This is a genomic window from Acidobacteriota bacterium (genome assembly GCA_012517875.1).
Taxonomy (GTDB): Bacteria; Acidobacteriota; JAAYUB01; order JAAYUB01; family JAAYUB01; genus JAAYUB01.
In genome coordinates, this window is sequence record JAAYUB010000104.1 from 21609 (window position 1) to 39148 (window position 17540).

The window sequence follows — 17540 nt, forward strand, 5'->3', positions numbered from 1 at the left end:
CTATCAGACTCGCACTGTATTTTCCAGTCAAAACGGGGGCCGCCGGCGATTCATTCCACCCGGACCCAGGCAAACAGGTCCGGCCGGAAATACGTTTGGCGGACGCGGCGCAGGTCGTCCAGGCTCACCGCTCCGAGCCGGTCCAGTCGTTGCCGGTAGTAATCGGGCGGTCGCCCCTGGAACATCCCCAGTGCCATGAAATAAGAGCGGTTCAGGGCGGGAAAGTTTCGCATCAGGATCTGACCCTTGAGCCGGTTGATCGTCTTTTCCAGTTGGCGGAGCGTGATCTCGGCCCGGGCGAACCGGTCCATCTGCTCGCGGATTCCGGCGGTGGCGCCGTCCAGGTTCGCCTGCCGGGTGCCCATGGACACCGTCACCGTTGCCAGCCGGCCACTGTCGGCGGCGCCGAGACCGGCGCCCACGCTGTAGGCGAGACCCTGACGCTCGCGCAGCTCGAACGCGAGCTGTTCGGAGAACATGGCTACCAGGACCTCCAGTGCCGGCCAGTCGGCTGCAGCCACCGGGAAGGCGTGGCCCGCCCAGAGGTAGCCCTGCCGGGATTTGAGCGCCAGCGTTCGCTGCTGGCCGGCGGCGGAAGCCGGCGTTGCCGCGGCGGCGGACGTGGGCTCGGCCGGGCGGCAGCAGGCCAGGAGCGCGGCCACTTCGTCCATGGTTTCGGCCGCCGGGCGATTCGTGGACACGGTCCAGATCATGTTGGCGGCGCTGAAATAGGTGGGCCAGAAGGCGCGGACATCCTCGATGGTGATGGCGCCTGTTGACGCGCGGGCGCCGTAGATGGAACGGCTCATCCAGGGCGAGTCAAACAGGAGACCGTACAGTTGCTCCTGGCCGACGGCGCGGGGGTCTTTTTCCCGCCGACCCTGCACCTCAAGCAGGGCCGCCTGCGCCCGCTGGAGATTCTCCGCATCGAGGCGCGGCTCGAACAGGATCTCGGCCAGCAGGCGGAGGCCTTCCTGGCGGTAGGTGTCGATCACCTGGAAGCGGACCCAGGAGTAGTCCGGCACGGAGTAGTAATCATCGAAAGGGATCATGGGGCTGTCCACGGTCTTGAGCTGCGCGCCGATCGCGTTGAGCGCCAGCGTCATCTCGGAACGGCTGCGCCGCGCGCTCCCTTCCCCGAGGAAGCGGTGGGCGAGGTCCACCAACCCCTCCCGGCCCGGGGGTTCCGCCGCGGAGCGGTTACGCAACAGGACATGGACGGCAAAGATCCGGGATGCGCCCGATCCCGCCACGGCGACACGGGCACCGCAGGGCAGAGTGCGCTCCAGCGGAGCTTCGGCGCGGAGAGCGCCCGCCAGCAGGACCAGGCAACAGAGGGCTGTGAGTCGTACGTTCACCTTGAGCTCCTTTCAGCGGGGCATGCCGGCGCCGGGGGGCATCATTGGGGCAGGTGACTTGGCGGCGGGTTTAGCGGCCAGCACAGTGATGATGGGATTCGGGTGTCCGAGAAGCCGGGCGGTTTCGGTTCGGACCGCCGTCGCGTCGAACCGGACCAGGGGCGCGATCGCCCGGTCGCCGAAATAGTCCGGGTACCGGGCCGGATCGGCCAGCGCCAGGATCTGCCCTTTCCACATCCCCACGTAGTGGATATTCTCCATGTCGTAGATCTCACTGACCGTTTCCTGGGTGATGTAGGCGCGCACCACCGGTTCCGGCAGGTGATCCAGCGGCAGGGCACGCAGCTTGTCCGCCAACGCCCGCGCCCGCTCGGGGGAGACGGGACCGGGTCCGGGCAGCTCCAGGGTGATCTGATACAGGGAGTAATCCCGGTTGGTCAGCGTCTCGCCCTGAAAGCCCTTGACTGCGCCCGCGCGCACCAGCGCCGCCAGTGGGGACATCTCTTCGTCCTCGAGCCAGCGGCGGACCAGTCGAAACACGGTCCAGGCCGGCTCCGTCAACGCCGGGGCGGAGAGCGTGACCACCACCTGGCTGGCCGCACCGTCCACGTCGAATGCGGCGAACCGGTCTGGGCCGAACAGAGCGGGCATCGCCGGTCCGCCCGGCAGTTCGCCGCGAGGAAGCGCGCCCAGTTCGCGCTCCACATGGTCGAGAGCGGTCGGTATGTCCACGTCGCCCACGAGGAGCAGCACCGCGTTGTTGGGCACGTAGTACGATCGGTAATAACGCAGGATCTGCTCGCGCGACATCGTGGCGATGGACGCCTCGGTCCCCAGGGCGGGAAGCGCGTAGGGTGAGCCCGCGAAGACATGACCCGCCAGGGCGCGCTCCGCGGCGTAACGCGGGCTGGTCCGGTCGCGGGCCAGCTCCTCAAGGACGATGCCGCGTTCCTTCTCCAGCTTCTCCGGCGGGAGGATCGAGTGGAACACCATGTCGACCTGGAGATTCAGCATTTTCGGGAAGTGCTCCCGGGGTGCGAGCATCATGTAGCAGGTGTAATCGTCCCGGGTGAAGGCGTTGTGGTAGGCGCCCATCAGGTCGGCCTCCTCGTAGATCTGCTCCTGGGTCCGGGTGGCCGTGCCGTTGAACAGCAGATGCTCCAGCATGTGGGAGATACCGCTGGACGACATGCCCTCGCCGCGGAGGCCGGTCTTCACCACCACGAACGAAGCGATGGCCGGATTGGTGTTGTCGGTGAGGATCACTACTTCCAACCCATTGGCCAGGCGGCGGCATACCGGCTCGGCCGCTGCGGCGAACGTCCAGGCGGCGGCCAGGCAGACCGGTAACAGCAGGAGCCGAAGTTTCGGGGTATTCATGCGGAGCACCTCCGGGTGGCTGCGATGATTGTACCGGATCTCCCCGGCTGTTTCCAGCACCGGCCGGCTAGCGCGGGGAAGCGGCGGGCCGGCCGAGGCGCCGGAGCCAGCCGGCCGCCTCGCGGATTTCCGGTGCGCCCAGCGCGGCGGCAACGGCTGTGTATGCGACCAGACCGGCCAAAGCGGCCGTTCCGGCCGCCAGGTACGGGTTCGCTCCGGCGAGGCGGTCAGCCGCGAGCAGTCCAGCGCCGATCCCGGCGGCGGTTGCGGGGACCAGCCGGGCGAAGAAGTAAGCATAGCCGTCGGCGGCGCCCGGGAAGCGGCGCCGCAGCAGTAGGATCAGCGCCACGACATAGACCGACACCGCCAGCGAGCTGACGCACGCCAGGCCGGTGGGCCCCCAGCGACCGCCGGCCCAGACATAGAACGGATAGGCCAGCGGGACGATTGCAGTACCCAGGATCGAGGGCACCCAGGTGTTGCCCAGCGCGTAGAAGCCGCGGGCGACGACGGTCTGGGCGGCCCAGGCCCACAGCCCCAGGGAGAAGCAGCCCAGGGCGACGCCGATGGCGGCGTGCTGGTCCGGTGCGATCCGGCCGCCGTACACGAGCATGGAGATCCCGCGGCCGGCACCTGTGAGCACCACCTGGGCGGCGAACGCCAGCACCAGCATCCGGCGGACGGCGCCGGCCAGCGTCGTGTAGGCCTGCGCACCCTCGCCGTGGGCGATCAGCCGGGTCAGGGTGGGGAAGGCGGCCACGCCGGTGGCCAGGCCGAACACGCCCATGGGGACGTACATCAACTGCTTGCCGTACTGGAGGGTGGAGACGGCGCCCGAACCGATGAGGGAGCCGAGGCGGCGCAGGATCCAGTCGTCCACCGCGACGATGGACCAGGCGATCATGATGGGGATCGATCGAACCAGATACGTCTTCAGATCGGGATGGTTCAGGCGCAGAATCGGCCGCCAGTCGAAGCGCTGGCGGAGGCAGCCGGCCAGCGGTAGGGCGAACGGTCCGATGGCGCTCCCCACCAGCACACCCCACGCGAATCCGTATCCGCCGGCGGCGGGGCCGCCGATGAGGCCGCCGGCAATGACGGCGGCGGTGTAACACAACGGGGCCAGGGCGGGGAGAAGGTGGCGGTCACGGGCCTGCAGCACCGCTGACAACAGGCCGCCCACCAGGTGGAATGCCTGGGCCGGCAGCATGATGCGGGTCAGGCGGACCAGGTCGGCCTGCTGGACGGCATCGAAGCCCGGCGCCACCAGCGGGACCAGTCGGGGCGCGGCCACCCAAAGGGCGGGGAGCAGGATCGCCAAGAGCAGCAGGATGAAATTGGCCGTCACGCTGAATGCTTCCCATGCCCGGCCTTCCTCGCCGCGCTCCAGGTACCCGTTGAAGATGGGGATGAAGACGATGGACAGGGCGCCGCCCGCCAGGAGGTAGTGAAAAAAGTCGGGCAGGGTGAAGGCGGTGAAGTAAACGTCGGCCGCCGCCCCACCGCCCAGCACCCGTCCGATGACGGCTTCTCGCACCAGCCCGATCAACCGCGAGAGCAGGATGGAACCGCCCCAGATCATGGACGCGATGGCGATGCGGCGGGACAATCAGCCCTCCTTCGACGAGGCGGCGGCGGCCGGGCAGGCAGCGTGTTTTTGCTGGATAACTCTTGTTTTGACAGGCATTTAACTTGACACTCGTAAGGTATTATAATACCATAATTTGGAAGATGCCACCATATTTGCCCGCACCGAGCCGGTGTGGGCGCAGACGATGCACGCGGCGGGCGGCGCAGGCCGCCGGGAGTGACAGCATGAAAGTCAAGGACATTGCCGCTCGGGTGAACTGCCCGTATACCGGCGACGGTGAGACGGAGATCCGTGCCGTCCGAAGCGTCGAGCGGGCCGGTCCTGGCGAGATCACCTTCGTGATGGACCGCAAGCACCAGAAGATCATGGCCGGCTCCAAAGCATCAGCCTTCATCGTGGCCGAAGATTTTCCGGCAGTGGAGGCTCCCACCATCCGCTCCCGGTTTCCGAACCACACCTTTGCGCTGGTCCAGGAGCTGTTCTACCAGCAGCCGCTGCCCAAAGGACCGCTGGTTCACCCGTCGGCAGTTGTGGCGCCGGACGCCGTCGTCGGCCCGGACTGCTACGTCGGCCCGCACGTGGTCATCGAGTCCGGTTGCCGCCTGGGCCGGAACGTGCGGATCCTGGCCAACACCACGCTCTACCCCGGGGTGAGCGTGGGCGATGACACCCTCATCCATTCCAACTGCGTCGTTCGGGAATACTGCCAGCTGGGCTGCCGGGTGATCCTCCAAAACGGGGTGGTCATCGGGGCCGACGGCTTCGGCTTCGCGCAGACCGCCGAGGGCGGCTACCACAAGATCCCGCAGGCGGGGCGCGTCATCGTCGAGGATGATGTGGAGATCCAGGCCCATACTTGCGTGGACCGCGGCACGCTCGACGACACCCGCATCGGCCGGGGCACCAAGCTGGACAACCTGATCCAGGTGGGCCACGGCAGCACCATCGGCGAGAACTGCGTGTTCGCCGGCCAGGTGGGCCTGGCAGGCACCACGACGGTGGGCAACAACGTCAAGGTGGGCGGCCAGGTGGGGATGGCGGGGCACTGCATCGTCGGCGACAACGCCGTCATCGAAGCCGGCAGCGCCGTCATCACCGACGTGGAGAAGGGCGCCGTGGTTGTAGGCGTTCCGGCCACCGACCACAAACTGTACAAGCGGTGCACCCTCGCGTTCTTCAAACTACCGGAACTGATGAACCGGGTGCGCGAGCTGGAGAAGGAAATCGAACGGATGAAGCATGGGCATGAATGACGCGACGGCCTTTTCGACGCCACACATCCTGGATGCACTGCAGCGCGTCCACCGGCAGCGCCTTTCCGGAGAGCTGTCGTTCCCGTACGGCGACGGGTTATGCACACTGACCGTTGCCGAGGGCGACATCGTCGCCCTGGACACGGTTACCGCCCGCGAGCGGCTGGTCCCCTTCCTGAAGGAGCGGGGCGCCGATCCGACGGATCTTCTCACCGGGGCCACCAATACGGTCAGCCTGGGGCGGATCGAACAGCTCCGCGCGCTGATCGCCGAATACATCGGCCGTCTGGTCAACGAACTGGCCAATCCGAAGCTGGCTGTACTGATCAACTTCAAGCCCAGCGTCACCGGCAGCCCGGACCGCGTCCGGCACAAGATCGCCAGTCTCCTGCTCCAGCTCTACGACCAGTGGCTCGACGGCGGCGTCATCGAAGCGCTGTTGCCCGACCGCCAGGTGCGGGTGCGAGTGGCACCCGACGCGATGAGTCGCATCCGGGGTCTGCCCCTGACCACCCGACAGGGCTTCCTGTTCAGCCGCCTGCACGACGGTCTGACTGTTGATGAGCTGGTGCGCTCTGGCGGGCTGCAAGAGGAAGAGGTCCTGCGCGCATTGCTGGCTCTGGATTTCATGGAGGTGATCACTCTCAAGCCAGGGGATGAATCCGGGCCGAAGGCTGTCCGGAACGAACCGCCGCTGGCCCGCCCCGCGGCGCCCCGGGCCGCGCCGCAACCGGCGCCGGCCACGGCCGTGCCGCGTCCGGCCCCCCGAGCCACACCACCGCCACAACGAGCCGCCACACTGCCGGCCGCCAATGCGACGGCCCCATCGTCCGAAACCGTTCCACCCGAGCTGATGGCCGAGTTGGAGGACCTGTTTATCCTGGCCCAGAACGGCAACCACTATGAATTGCTCGGAGTGGACTATCGCGCCGAGACCGACGAGATCAAGAAGAGCTACGTGGAACTCACCAAGCGCTTTCATCCCGACCATTTCAACCGATTCAACAACCCGGCGCTCCAGGCGCGGGTGGACGCGCTGTTCGCCCAGATCACCGAGGCGGCCGAAACGCTGAAGGACCCGGCGCGCCGCGCCAATTACAACGAAAAGTATGAGCTGGACAAGACAATGCTCAAACCCCAGAGCATTCCCGCCCGGGCGGGACCGGAGAAGGAGAACACCAAGTTATACGCTTACGAAGACCGCGAACACACCGCCAAGCAGCACTACACCCACGGCAAGGAGGCCTTCAAGGCCCAGAAGTTCTACGACGCCACCGAGCATTTTCGGCAGGCGGTGCGGATCTTGCCGGACGTGGCGGAGTACCAGTTCTGGCTGGGCCGGACCCTGTCGCTGAATCCCCAACGACACAAGGAAGCAGAGGAGCGCCTGCTCAAGGCGCAGGAGATGAAACCCGACCGGATCGAGATCCTTCTTGAGTTGGCGCGGTTCTACAACAAGATCAAGCTTCATATCCGCGCCCAGAAGTTCTACCAGCGGGTGTACGAGCTCAAACCCGACAACGAGGAGGCCCGGCAGGCCCTCGGGATCAAGAAAGAGCGCGGGCCTATCACCTTCAAGGGTCTGCTGAAGATGGACCTGAGGAATTTCCTGAAATCAGACGACGAGAAATAGCGCCGCGAAGGCTGCCTCGACCCGTGCGCGGTACAGAAACGCCAGCGGCCGGGTGTCGTACGCCAGGCCGGCCTGCAGGGCCTGTAGCCAGCGGAGGGCGTCATCCGGCTGCAGGAGGGGCGGGGGGCAGCCGGCGGCCAGCAGGGGAAACCACGCCGTCACCCGGACCAGGTGAAACAGGCCGGCGGGGAAGGGTGCGAGATCGGTCAGCCGCACCGAAATCAGCACGCTCTGGGCCACGGGGTGCAGCATGGCCACGGCGGGGGCGGCGAGCCACTCCAGCGTGGCGGCGAGATCGCCGGCCAGCCGGGCCGGGTCGGCGGCCAGGCCCGGTGCGGGGAATCCGGTGTGCGTGCCGCTCCGCCAGGGGTGACCGTCGTTCCACGCGCTGGACAGGTCGGCAAGATCCGCCAGCTGCAACGTGCCGCGTTCCAGGCAGTGAAAGAGAATATCCACGGAGCGAGCCAGGGCGCTTGCGATGTCGGCCGGAGGGCGGTCCGCGGCAGGCGCCAGCGGCGCCAGTCCAGCTTCGGCGGGGAGAATGACTTGGCGCGTGAATGACCGGAGCAATTCCCGGCGGCGCTCCGGCGCCGGGAATTGCTCGAGCAGCCGGGCGCTTGCGGCGTCGACGGCGGCGAAGTCGGCCAGGGTGCGGTCCCGGGGTTCCATGGAGGCATTGTAACCGGCGGCGGCTCCGGCCGCAACGGTCCGCTGGCCGGGCCGGCCGGCCGGCGCGCCGGCGCCTCAAATCAACCGTCGGCGCCGGCGGGGAACACGATGAAATCCTGTCGTCGGTAGCCGCGGTACCGACGGAGCACGGCGTCGCCGTCGCGGCTGCCGCTGTCGTTGGTGTTTCCCTCGATGCTCTCGAACCAGTCGGCGGCCGCGGCGGTGACGATGCCGGCGTGTGCCCAATCGCCGGGCGCCCGGCGCGTGAGGAATACGCTGCCGGCCGGGATGGCGGCGCGGTCGGCGATCCGCACGCCGGCGACCAAGAGGCCTGTGGCGGACCCCTCGGCGGCCAGCACGTCGCACGAGCAGGTGTAGCGCAACGGCGCGGACACGGCCAGGCACTCCGCCGCCTGGCGGATGACAAAGCTGACGAACGCCGCGCACCACGGCCAGCGGTCGCCCTGGCGGCCGCGGGTGTAGAGGCGCACCCAGGGGCCCCGGTTCCGGCCGCCCGCCTCGCGGGGCCGTGCCGCCAGGTGCCGCTGGGCTACCGCCGCCACCAGCGCGCGGAACGACCGGCCCGCCGGTGCGATGGGCCGGAGCGCCCCGGTCATGGGGGCGACCAGGGCGGCGAAGGTGCGCGGATCGGCCGCGCCGCTCACCGGCAGACCGGCGCCGGCCTGGAAGCCGCGCACCGCCGTCTCGGTGGCCGGTCCGAAGCCGCCGTCCACGCGGAGGCTCCAGCCGTTGAGGCAGAGCCATTCCTGGATCCGGCGCACGTCCGCTCCGCGGTGGCCGCGGCGCAGCACGGGCGGCGGCTGCAATTCTTTTTCCATGGACGATCTCCGGCGGGAGGTGTGAGCCATTTCAGCACAAACGCTGCGAAAACACCACCCGCCAATCACCGTTCCCGCAGACAGGCGGAGAGGAAGCGGGAATCCGATTCGGCGGGTTTGGGGTATACTATCGGCTATCCCTGGCCGGTGCGCGCCATGGCCGCCAGTCGGGAGGACACCTGAGGGAGGATGCCATGACCATCAACAATCTCCAGCCGGTGGTTGTGCCGCCGGCCGAGACGGCGGCCCAGCCGGTGAAGCGGGCCCGCGGCGCGCGGATGGCCGTGCTCATCGGCCCGGCCCAGGACGCGCCCCGGTTTGTCACCCGCCGCTTTCTCTTCGAGCCGGGCGGGCGCATCCCGCGCCATCGCCATCCCGACATCGAGCACGAGCAGGTGGTGGTCCGGGGCGAAATGGTGCTTGGCTTCGACGGCGGCGAGCGGACGGTGCGGGCAGGTGACGCCGTCTACATCCCCGCCGGTGCCGCCCACTGGTACGAGAATCGTGGCCCGGAGCCGGTGGAGTTCCTCTGCATTATCCCCCGCACCGCCGACTACGCCACGGAGTGGCTGGAGGACCCGCCGCCTGGCGCGGCGGAGTAGCTCCCCGATTGGTCGGCGCAGGCAAATAGCCCCCCGGCCGGTCTTGGCGGGAGGGCTGGTAATCCCACCGGGAGAAGGGTTGTTGTTAGCAGTTGACGTTGGCCTGGGATGCGTTCTTGTCGGTGATGCTGGAGTTGGCGCCGGAATCGAAATTGCGGAAATACCCCCTTTCCGGATCCTGCTGCGAGTCATGGTACACCGACAGGGCATCGCGGACGCCCCGCTCGCCGCTCAGAACGAATGAGTCGTCGGGCCGCCGGGTGATGGTGGCGATACCCGCATACTCGCCCGCGCCCTTGCCGGAGAGCACCCAGTAGATGAACGCCCCGGTGGTCGTGTTGCGGCAGAGTTTCGCCAGGCCGGCGTCGCCGACATACACGGCGTCAAACATCTCCGGCACATCGAGCACCGCGGTGATCCGGTCGGTCCGGAGCTCTACGTGGTTCGGGATGCCGTCGGTGTCGACGGCGCGGCGCCGAACACGGCGTCCTCGATGAGGTACGTGCCCATCCACGGCGCGTTCTTGAAGCCGTCCCAGGCGGCCTCGGCGAATTTGCCCGACTCCAGCACGTAGAACAGCCAGTCGTCCAGGTACTCCAGCCCCTCCTGCGGGAAGCCGGAACCGATGTTCTGGAGCCAGCGCTGGTTCTCCACCTCGTGGGCGCCCACCGGCGGGCTGGTGATCACCGGCAGGCCCAGCGCGGTGTAGAAGGTGAGTTCCGACGGCTTGGTCCAGATGATGTCGGTGTCGTGGAGGGCGGCGTCCATCTTCTCGAAATAGCCGAACTTGTCGGGCGCGAACACGACGTCGACGCCGTTGGCGATCCCCAGCCGCTCCAACTCCTGCATGAAGAAGGTGTACACCTCCATCCGGATCCCCGCCACGAGGAACACCCGCACTTCGCCTCGTTCGATCCGCCCGCGCAGCGCCTCCACGAGCTGGATGCCGATCTCCCGCTGGGCGCCGGCGCCGCCCACGAGGTACATGAGGGTGAGGGGCCGGCCCGACTCCTCCGTGATGTTGTCGATCCCGAGGTCTGCAGCCATCAGCGGCAGGTACTTTTGCCTGAATTTCAGCTTCGGGTCCAGGTTGGGGATGCGCCGGGCCAGGTCGCGCTTCAGTACGGGGCCCTCCTTGCCGCCCACCAGCGAGTCGGGGAGGGGGAAGCCCGTCTGGATGATGCGCTCGGGCGGCACGCCGTACTGGATGAGGCGGGTCCGGGCGTGGCGCGACGGGGCCAGGTAGGTGATCCGCGACTCCCTGGGCTTGGGGGGAACCCAGACCCGGTTGATGTCGGTGTCGGTGACCACGCAGAACACCCGCTCCAGACCGTGGTGGTCGGCGGCCAGCGCGGGGATGAAGTGGGTGGTCAGGATGGGCAGGTCCTTGAGGCGGATGTAGTCGACGAGGCTCTTGCACAGGCCGCCCCGGATCTTGCGGTGGAGGAACAGCGCCGTGGTGGTGGGCTTGGACAGGTCGCGGAACGGGAAGAACGGTGAGATCCGCTGGAAGCGGTCGTAGGCGTCGAAGAGCAGGTGCAGGGGGAAGGGGGCGTTGCGCAGTCGCGAGACGAACTCGTAGCCGCTGCGGGCGCGCTCCCAGTAGCGGTGCTCGTTGGGCGCGATGATCTGGTCGTTGTTGGCGGTCAGGATCCGCTCCTCGGCGATGGGCTGGAACGGGAAGGCGGCCCGCTGGTGCCCGTAGCCCATGTCCACCGAGATGACCCACGCCTTGCGCTCTTCGGTCATGTGCGGCCTCCGCGAGAAGGTGCATGCTGCGACAGGGGATTGTCCGCTCACAGGTTAAGCCATCCGGCGGGGTGATGCAACCGGAAATCGGTGGGACTGGCCGGAACACGCCCGCGCCCGTTGGATAAAAAAGGCCCGCGCGCGGCGCGGGCCCTGGGGGTCGAACTGGATGCGGCGGTCGATCAGTCGCAGGAATCCGGATTGTCCGTGGTGATTCGGTCGTAGAGCACGGAGTTGATCCGCTTGGCGCCCCACTTGAGATAGCCGGTGGCCCGGTTGATGTTGGTGGCGTGGTTGACATAGACGAGCCACGGGTTGCCGTCCTGGTTGTAGAAGTAGTAGCCGTAGTTGTAGGCCTTAAAGACGCCCGTGCCGCTGTACTCGCCGGCGCCGGTGCCGGTGAGGACGTGGTAGACGTAGTCGCCGGTGTCGCTGTTGATGCACAGCTTGGAGCGGCCGTAGTCGTCCACAAAGATCAGGTCGAACACGTCGCACACTTCGATCCGGCTGGCGGTGCCGGTGGGGCTGAAGCCTCCGGTCGAACCGCCCAGCTTGTAAATGGTGCCATCCAGCGCCACGGCACTGGTGCGGTAAACGGCCGGTGACGGGAACACCCCGCCGCTCGTCCAGGAAGCGGCGCCGGGTTGCCAGTAATAGGACTGATTGAGAACAGTCGCAAGATAATTGGTGACACCACCGGCCATCCACAACTGGGACTTGCCGCAGTTGACTTGGCAATAACCCATGCCCCACAGAGTGATGGGAATAGCCGGGACATCCGCGTTTTCAGCATTCCAGGAACCGGTGTTGAAATCGTAACACTGCGTGCTGGTCAGTTCGACACTGGTGGATGTGATGCCCCCGGCCACGCAGAGCAGTTTGCGGTTGTCGCCGGGGCGCCGGAAGATGAAGGCGCTGTGAAAATCCCGGGCCGTGGTGAAGTTGGGCAGCGAGGCCAACCAGGCGTTCGTGGCGGGATTGTACACGTACACCGTGCTCAGGTTACCTCCGCCCGGGTTGGTGGCACCGCCGGTCATGTAGAGGATGCCGGTCTCCGGATCGGCCACCCAGGCCGGGGCCCAGATGCCGGCGGGCGGCGCCGGGGTCCCCGTGGGTGTCTCATGGGTCCAGACGTTGGTGGCCATGTTGTACGACCACAGGCCGGTGAATCCGACGGTGGTGGAGTCACCGTACATGTACACCTTGGAACCGTAGACCGCCCCGGATCGCGCGTAGTTGACGCCGAACGGCGGCGCGGAGCCGGCGACCGTGGACCAGGCGTCGGTGGCCGGATTGTAGACGCGCACGTTGGCGTTGCCGCCGTATCCGGTGATGGACCAGGCCAGACCGTTGTAGGCGGCCACCACGTTGTCCATGCGGCCGCTGTCGGGCTCGGTGGCGATCAGCTCCCACGCCGCCAGGGCCATCAGGCTCTGGATGTCGGTGGCCGCGGAGATTCCCAGCCCAAGGGCGAGGACCGAGGTGGAGATCGTCTGACCCGGCGGCAGCGCCGGATCAGCCACCACCGTCACATCGATGGCGGCCTCGTCCCAGGCGCCCAGGTAGACGGATTCGGGACCGGAAATGAAGCCCTGGGCGTCGTCGATGACGTACTCCAGCCGGACCAGGCCGGGGGCGCCCGTCCGGTTGGCCAGCTTCAGGGTCACGGTCTGGGGCAGGCCGGGGGTGCAGGCGGTGGACACCAGGGGCTGGTCGAAACTGAGGCCGGTGGCCCGATCCGGCGCGGCCGTCTGGAGCGTCCGGGCTGTGGCCGGGGCCATCCGGAAGGGCTGGTCGGCGGTGCCGGTGGACACCCGCGGCTGGACGGATCGCAGATCGAGACCGCGGCGGCTGGCGTCCGCTCCCAGCGCGACACAGGTGGTCGCACCGATCAGGATCAGAGCCAAAAGCACGACAAACGGCCTGATGTGTGAGTTAAACATAGAGACTCCTTCTGCTAAAGATATATGAAGTCAAAGCTATGCTGATCTTGCCTCACACAGACGGGAATTGCAAGCGATTCCATGCCGTTACGGAGAGATTTCGGCAGGACGACCGGTGGTGCGGGAGCGAAAGAACAGGGCCCGCGCGCGGCGCGGGCCCTGGGGGTCGAACTGAATGCGGCAGTCGATCAGTCGCAGGAATCCGGATTGTCCGTGGTGATTCGGTCGTAGAGCACGGAGTTGATCCGCTTGGCGCCCCACTTGAGATAGCCGGTGGCCCGGTTGATGTTGGTGGCGTGGTTGACGTAGACGAGCCACGGGTTGCCGTCCTGGTTGTAGAAGTAGTAGCCGTAGTTGTAGGCCTTGAAGACGCCGGTGCCGGCGTACTCGCCGGCGCCGGTGCCGGTGAGGACGTGGTAGACGTAGTCGCCGGTGTCGCTGTTGATGCACAGCTTGGAGCGGCCATAGTCGTCCACGAAGATCAGGTCGTAACCGCCGCCCGTCAGGTAGGCGAGGGTGTTGATCCACAACTCCACACCGTCGAGCATGAAGTCACCGTCCTGATCGATGGCCAAAGGGGCGTCCATGAAGCCCCGCAAGATCGACCGGCCGTCATTGCCCAGGATCAGGGCGGCTGAGTATGAATCCGGGCTGGGCGTGTATCCGGCGAGAGCATCAAAACCCGGCTGACACATCAGCATTTGGCCATAGATACCATAATAGACAGTAGCGAACGTGAGGAAGTCCGGCACGGATTTGGGATCGGTGAAGATCGGATGACTCGGATCCCACTGGTAGATTGGCATGGGTGAACCAAGGTTGGACCAAATATTAGCACCCATGTTGGTGATAAGTGAGGGAGCATTCCCCGCGCGCCAAGTGTGCACATACAGGATTCCGCCGCTGAGCAGGTAATTTTCAAGGGCGGTGAACGTGGATGGGGGCGGTCCGTTGTTGTCGTTGGCGAAGATGACGATGTCCCACGCCTGGCTGGCGAGGGTTGTCTCGAACGCGGCGAAAGCCCCGTTGTAGATCGCCGTATAGGGCAGACCCCACCACTGCAGGGCCTGGTCCAGCAGGGTGTTCGGCGCCGGATTATACGGGTCGTCGGTGTAGACCAGGATGGACGGGGCGCCGGCCTTCAGAGTCGCAGGCCGCCACCGGTACCCGGCTTGAGGCGCCGTGGATTTTTCCACCGCGTTCTGCAGCCCCGCCGCCGGAGCACCCTTGAACAACCAGATCCCGGTTCCCCGGGTGAGGGCGGGCTTCAGTTCCAGCGGGCGATGCATGAAGTCCGCCGCCATCGCCGGGATGGCGAGGGCAAGGATGGCCACCCATGTGATCATCATGACTCGTACTTTTGACATATGATCAACTCCAAATAGGATTTCAAGATGATTGTATTATGGACGGCGGTTGCGGCAAGTCAATCTATATTTGATCGTGTGGAAAAACCTGTGACAACCTGCCGGCCGTTCCGGTCGGGATCGTGGAGCTCGCGGTGGGATTTCGTCACGACCTCAGACCAGGGTTCCGGACGCCTGTCCGCGGGAGTCAATCGTGCGGATCCGGACGTCGACGGCGGTGTTGGGCGGGAGTGCCTCGGCGAGGGTCAGGGTGATGTAGTTCTCGGTGAGCGCCTGGCTGCCGGCGAACCGGCCGCCGCTCCGCAGGACGAGGGCGGGGAGCGCGCGGCCGAGGCATGCCTCCAGGTGCCGCCGGCGTTTCTCCTGGCTTACGCCACGCAGGATGCGCGTTCGCCGGGCTGTTTCCCGTTCGGGCAGGCGGCCGCGCATGGCGGCGGCCGGCGTGCCGGGCCGCGGCGAGAAGGGGAACACGTGCAGGTAGGTCAGGGGCGACGCGGCGACGAGCGCCGTGGTTTCCTGGAACTCCGCCTCGGTCTCGCCCGGGAACCCCGCGATCACGTCGGCGCCCAGGGCGGCCAACGGCCGGAGCGCCGCCAGCCGCCGCACCACCGCCAGGTACTGGTCCGGCGTGTACGGCCGGCCCATGCGCGCGAGCACCGCCGCCGACCCGCTCTGGAGGGGCACGTGGAAGTGGGGGGCCAGCCGCGGCTCGCGGCCGATGAGCGCCAGGAGCGCCGCGTCGAACTCCAGCGGCTCCACGGAGCTGAGGCGGACGCGGCCGATGGGCGTGTCGCGCAGCAGCCGCTCCAGCAGGTCGGTCAGTGAGGCGGGCGGCGTGAGCGTGTGCCCGTAGCGGCCCAGGTGAATCCCCGTGAGGATGATCTCGCGGGCGCCGGCCGCGGCCAACGCCGCGACGCGGGCCGTCACCGCATCGGGGGTCGCGCTGCGCTCGGCGCCCCGCACGGCGGGGACGATGCAGTAGGCGCATGCCGCGTCGCAGCCGTCCTGCACCTTGACCATGGGCCGGGTGTGCCCCCGCCACGCCACGGGGACATCCATCGCGGCGGCAGGAGCCGAGCCGGTGCCGCCGGGAACCGTGCGGCCCGCGGCCAGCGCTGCGACCAGCCGGGCCGGGTCGCCTGTGCCGGCCACAACGCTGACGCCGGGCAGCGCCGCGGCGTCCTGCGGGGCGCGCTCGGCGTAGCAGCCGGTGACCGCGAGCCGGGCCGACGGATGGGCGCGATGCAACCGCCGCACCGTCTGACGGAGGTCGGCGTCGCCACGATGGGTGACGGTGCAGGAGTTCAGGATGATGAGGTCGGCGGCGGCGGGGTCAGCCACGGCGACATGCCCGACGGCGGCCAGGGCGTCGGCCAGGCCGTCGCCGTCGGCCTGGTTGACGCGGCAGCCGAACGAATGCAGGTAGAAGCGCATCGCGGACGCCTCGGGAAAAAAGGGATGGCTCAGGCGCCTCCGCCGGAGCCGAGCTGCTCGCGGAGTTGGCGGGACTGCTCCGCCACCGCGTCGGCCTGTTCGGCCTTGAAGCGGTCGAGGCGGGCCGCCAGCGCCGGGTCGGCCAAGGCGAGGACCTGGGCGGCGAACACGGCGGCGTTGCGCGCCCCGGCCTTGCCGACGGCCATGGCCGCCACCGGCACGCCCGGCGGCATCTGCACGGTGGCCAGCAGCGCGTCCATCCCTTGCAGGGGCGACGAGTCGATGGGCACGCCCACCACGGGGAGCGTGGTGTGGGCGGCGACCACCCCGCCGAGGTGGGCGGCGGCGCCGGCGCCCACCACGATCACCCGCAGGCCCCGCTCTCGGGCGGTGGCGGCGTAGCGGGCGGTCTTGTCGGGCGAGCGGTGGGCCGAGGAGACGTCCACTTCGTAAGGGATCCCCAGCTTGGCCAGGGTGTCGAGGCAGCCCCGCATCACCTCGAGGTCCGACAGGCTCCCCATGAGCACGCCCACCACCGGTTGTTCCATCGCCTGCACCTCCGGACGGTTTCAGCGGGTATTTCACCACAAAGTTCTGCTCAACTCAACGGATTCGGCCGCAGCCCCGGACGGGCCGCGCCATCCCTCCCGCCGGATGGTGCATCAAACACTGAGTCCAGCCGCGCACCCACGATCCGTGACGGGCGGCAGTTGACACGATGCCGGATCGCGGGGCATGATGGGCCGTCGCTCCGGCCCGGCGGCGGCCGCGCGTTCAGACGGTCAACTGGGAGTCGCAATGGCGAACATTCTGAAAGCGCCCGAACCCGTCCTGCAGTGCATGGACATGATCGGGGGCAATCATCTCGACAGCTATCTCATCCGCACCCCCGGCCTCGACGTCTGGGTGGACAGCCGGCCTCACCAAACGGACGCCGGCGGCGACGTACACCTCCTGTCCGTGTGCGGCTCGGGCCGGGTCACCCGCATGGTCATGGCCGACGTGGCCGGTCACGGCGAGACCTCCCAGGAAACGGCCCGGATGCTGCGCCGCCTGGTCCGGGAGCACATCAACTACCTGGACCAGTCCCGGCTCGTGCGCGACGTGAACCAGGCGTACAGCCGGCACGTCCATGTGGGGCGGTTCGCCACCATGCTGTTCATGACCTACTACGCCCCCACCGGCCACCTGATCGTCTGCAACGCCGGCCATCCGCGTCCCTTCCATTACAGCGGCCGGTTGGGGCGCTGGCGGCCGCTGGACCACGCCACCCCCGACACCGGTCCGTCGATCCGCGAGGAGAAGGGATCTTACGGCTTCCAGCGGGTGGCTAACCTGCCGTTGGGCATCATCCCGGACACCGAGTACATCCAGTTCGAGGTGCATCTGGATCCCGGTGACCTCGTCGTGGCCGCCACCGACGCCTTCATCGAGGCCCGGGGGCCCGAGGGCGACGAGTTGGGCGAACTCGGCCTGCTGGCGCTGCTGGGCGAACTGCAGGTGGGCGAGCCGGTGGCATTCGGCCCGGCGCTCCTGGCGGCGGTGGACCGCTTCCGTGCCGCCGCTCCGCCTCAAGACGACCAGACGCTGCTGGTGGCCCGGCGGACCTACGACCCTCCTCCCAAAGGGGGCTTCGCAATGATCGGTCGCCTGCTGAACCGTCTGTTGCGGCGCGCGTAAAGCGGCGCAAGTGGCGGTGAAAATCCGAAGCTTCTGAAATTC

Annotated in this window: 14 protein-coding genes and 1 pseudogene; 4 read left to right on the forward strand and 11 right to left on the reverse strand. The window is 67.6% G+C overall.

Annotation, left to right across the window (positions count from 1 at the left end):
- Positions 1-50: 50 nt before the first annotated feature.
- From GX414_11195 to murJ, 3 genes are all read right to left on the reverse strand, one after another.
- Positions 51-1358 (reverse strand): insulinase family protein, encoded by a 1308-nt coding sequence (locus tag GX414_11195; GenBank protein NLI47660.1) that lies wholly within the window; start codon positions 1356-1358, stop codon positions 51-53.
- A gap of 12 nt (positions 1359-1370) precedes the next feature.
- A complete protein-coding gene (locus GX414_11200; GenBank protein NLI47661.1) occupies positions 1371-2738 on the reverse strand; it encodes an insulinase family protein in 1368 nt (455 codons plus the stop codon).
- A gap of 67 nt (positions 2739-2805) precedes the next feature.
- Positions 2806-4320, reverse strand: coding sequence for a murein biosynthesis integral membrane protein MurJ (gene murJ / locus GX414_11205; protein NLI47662.1), 1515 nt, complete (start codon positions 4318-4320; stop codon positions 2806-2808).
- Between the two features lie 233 nt (positions 4321-4553).
- Between murJ and lpxD the strand changes: the two genes are divergently transcribed.
- Positions 4554-5582, forward strand: a complete 1029-nt coding sequence (lpxD, locus tag GX414_11210) for a UDP-3-O-(3-hydroxymyristoyl)glucosamine N-acyltransferase (protein NLI47663.1) — start codon at positions 4554-4556, stop codon at positions 5580-5582.
- A complete protein-coding gene (locus GX414_11215) occupies positions 5569-7215 on the forward strand; it encodes a DnaJ domain-containing protein (GenBank protein ID NLI47664.1) in 1647 nt (548 codons plus the stop codon). Before lpxD ends, GX414_11215 begins: the two co-directional genes overlap by 14 nt.
- On the opposite strand, the gene GX414_11220 is transcribed toward GX414_11215, so the two are convergent.
- Together GX414_11220 and GX414_11225 are read right to left on the reverse strand one after the other, a co-directional pair.
- Complete coding sequence (locus GX414_11220) at positions 7198-7884, reverse strand: hypothetical protein (protein ID NLI47665.1); 687 nt, start codon at positions 7882-7884, stop codon at positions 7198-7200. The genes GX414_11215 and GX414_11220 overlap by 18 nt on opposite strands.
- Positions 7885-8510: 626 nt before the next feature.
- Positions 8511-8753, reverse strand: a pseudogene (locus GX414_11225) (peptidoglycan-binding protein).
- Positions 8754-8923: 170 nt separating this feature from the next.
- Between GX414_11225 and GX414_11230 the strand changes: the two are divergent.
- Positions 8924-9325 carry a cupin domain-containing protein gene (locus GX414_11230; GenBank protein NLI47666.1) on the forward strand — a complete coding sequence of 134 codons (402 nt, stop codon included), beginning with the start codon at positions 8924-8926 and terminating at the stop codon, positions 9323-9325.
- Between the two features lie 85 nt (positions 9326-9410).
- Here the strand turns inward: GX414_11230 and GX414_11235 are convergent, their stop codons facing one another.
- From GX414_11235 to purE, 6 genes are all read right to left on the reverse strand, one after another.
- On the reverse strand, positions 9411-9716 hold the full coding sequence (locus tag GX414_11235; GenBank protein NLI47667.1) for a hypothetical protein: 306 nt from the start codon (positions 9714-9716) through the stop codon (positions 9411-9413).
- A gap of 44 nt (positions 9717-9760) precedes the next feature.
- On the reverse strand, positions 9761-11074 hold the full coding sequence (locus GX414_11240; protein NLI47668.1) for a hypothetical protein: 1314 nt from the start codon (positions 11072-11074) through the stop codon (positions 9761-9763).
- Between the two features lie 182 nt (positions 11075-11256).
- On the reverse strand, positions 11257-13017 hold the full coding sequence (locus tag GX414_11245) for a hypothetical protein (protein NLI47669.1): 1761 nt from the start codon (positions 13015-13017) through the stop codon (positions 11257-11259).
- Positions 13018-13205: 188 nt separating this feature from the next.
- Positions 13206-14384 (reverse strand): hypothetical protein, encoded by a 1179-nt coding sequence (locus GX414_11250; GenBank protein NLI47670.1) that lies wholly within the window; start codon positions 14382-14384, stop codon positions 13206-13208.
- 153 nt (positions 14385-14537) lie between these two features.
- The gene (gene mtaB, locus GX414_11255; protein ID NLI47671.1) at positions 14538-15818 is read right to left on the reverse strand and encodes a tRNA (N(6)-L-threonylcarbamoyladenosine(37)-C(2))-methylthiotransferase MtaB; all 1281 of its coding nucleotides are present in this window, start codon (positions 15816-15818) and stop codon (positions 14538-14540) included.
- A 29-nt stretch (positions 15819-15847) separates the two neighbouring features.
- On the reverse strand, positions 15848-16366 hold the full coding sequence (gene purE / locus GX414_11260) for a 5-(carboxyamino)imidazole ribonucleotide mutase (protein NLI47672.1): 519 nt from the start codon (positions 16364-16366) through the stop codon (positions 15848-15850).
- 250 nt (positions 16367-16616) lie between these two features.
- Between purE and GX414_11265 the strand changes: the two genes are divergently transcribed.
- Positions 16617-17498, forward strand: coding sequence for a serine/threonine-protein phosphatase (locus GX414_11265; protein ID NLI47673.1), 882 nt, complete (start codon positions 16617-16619; stop codon positions 17496-17498).
- Positions 17499-17540 lie beyond the last annotated feature (42 nt).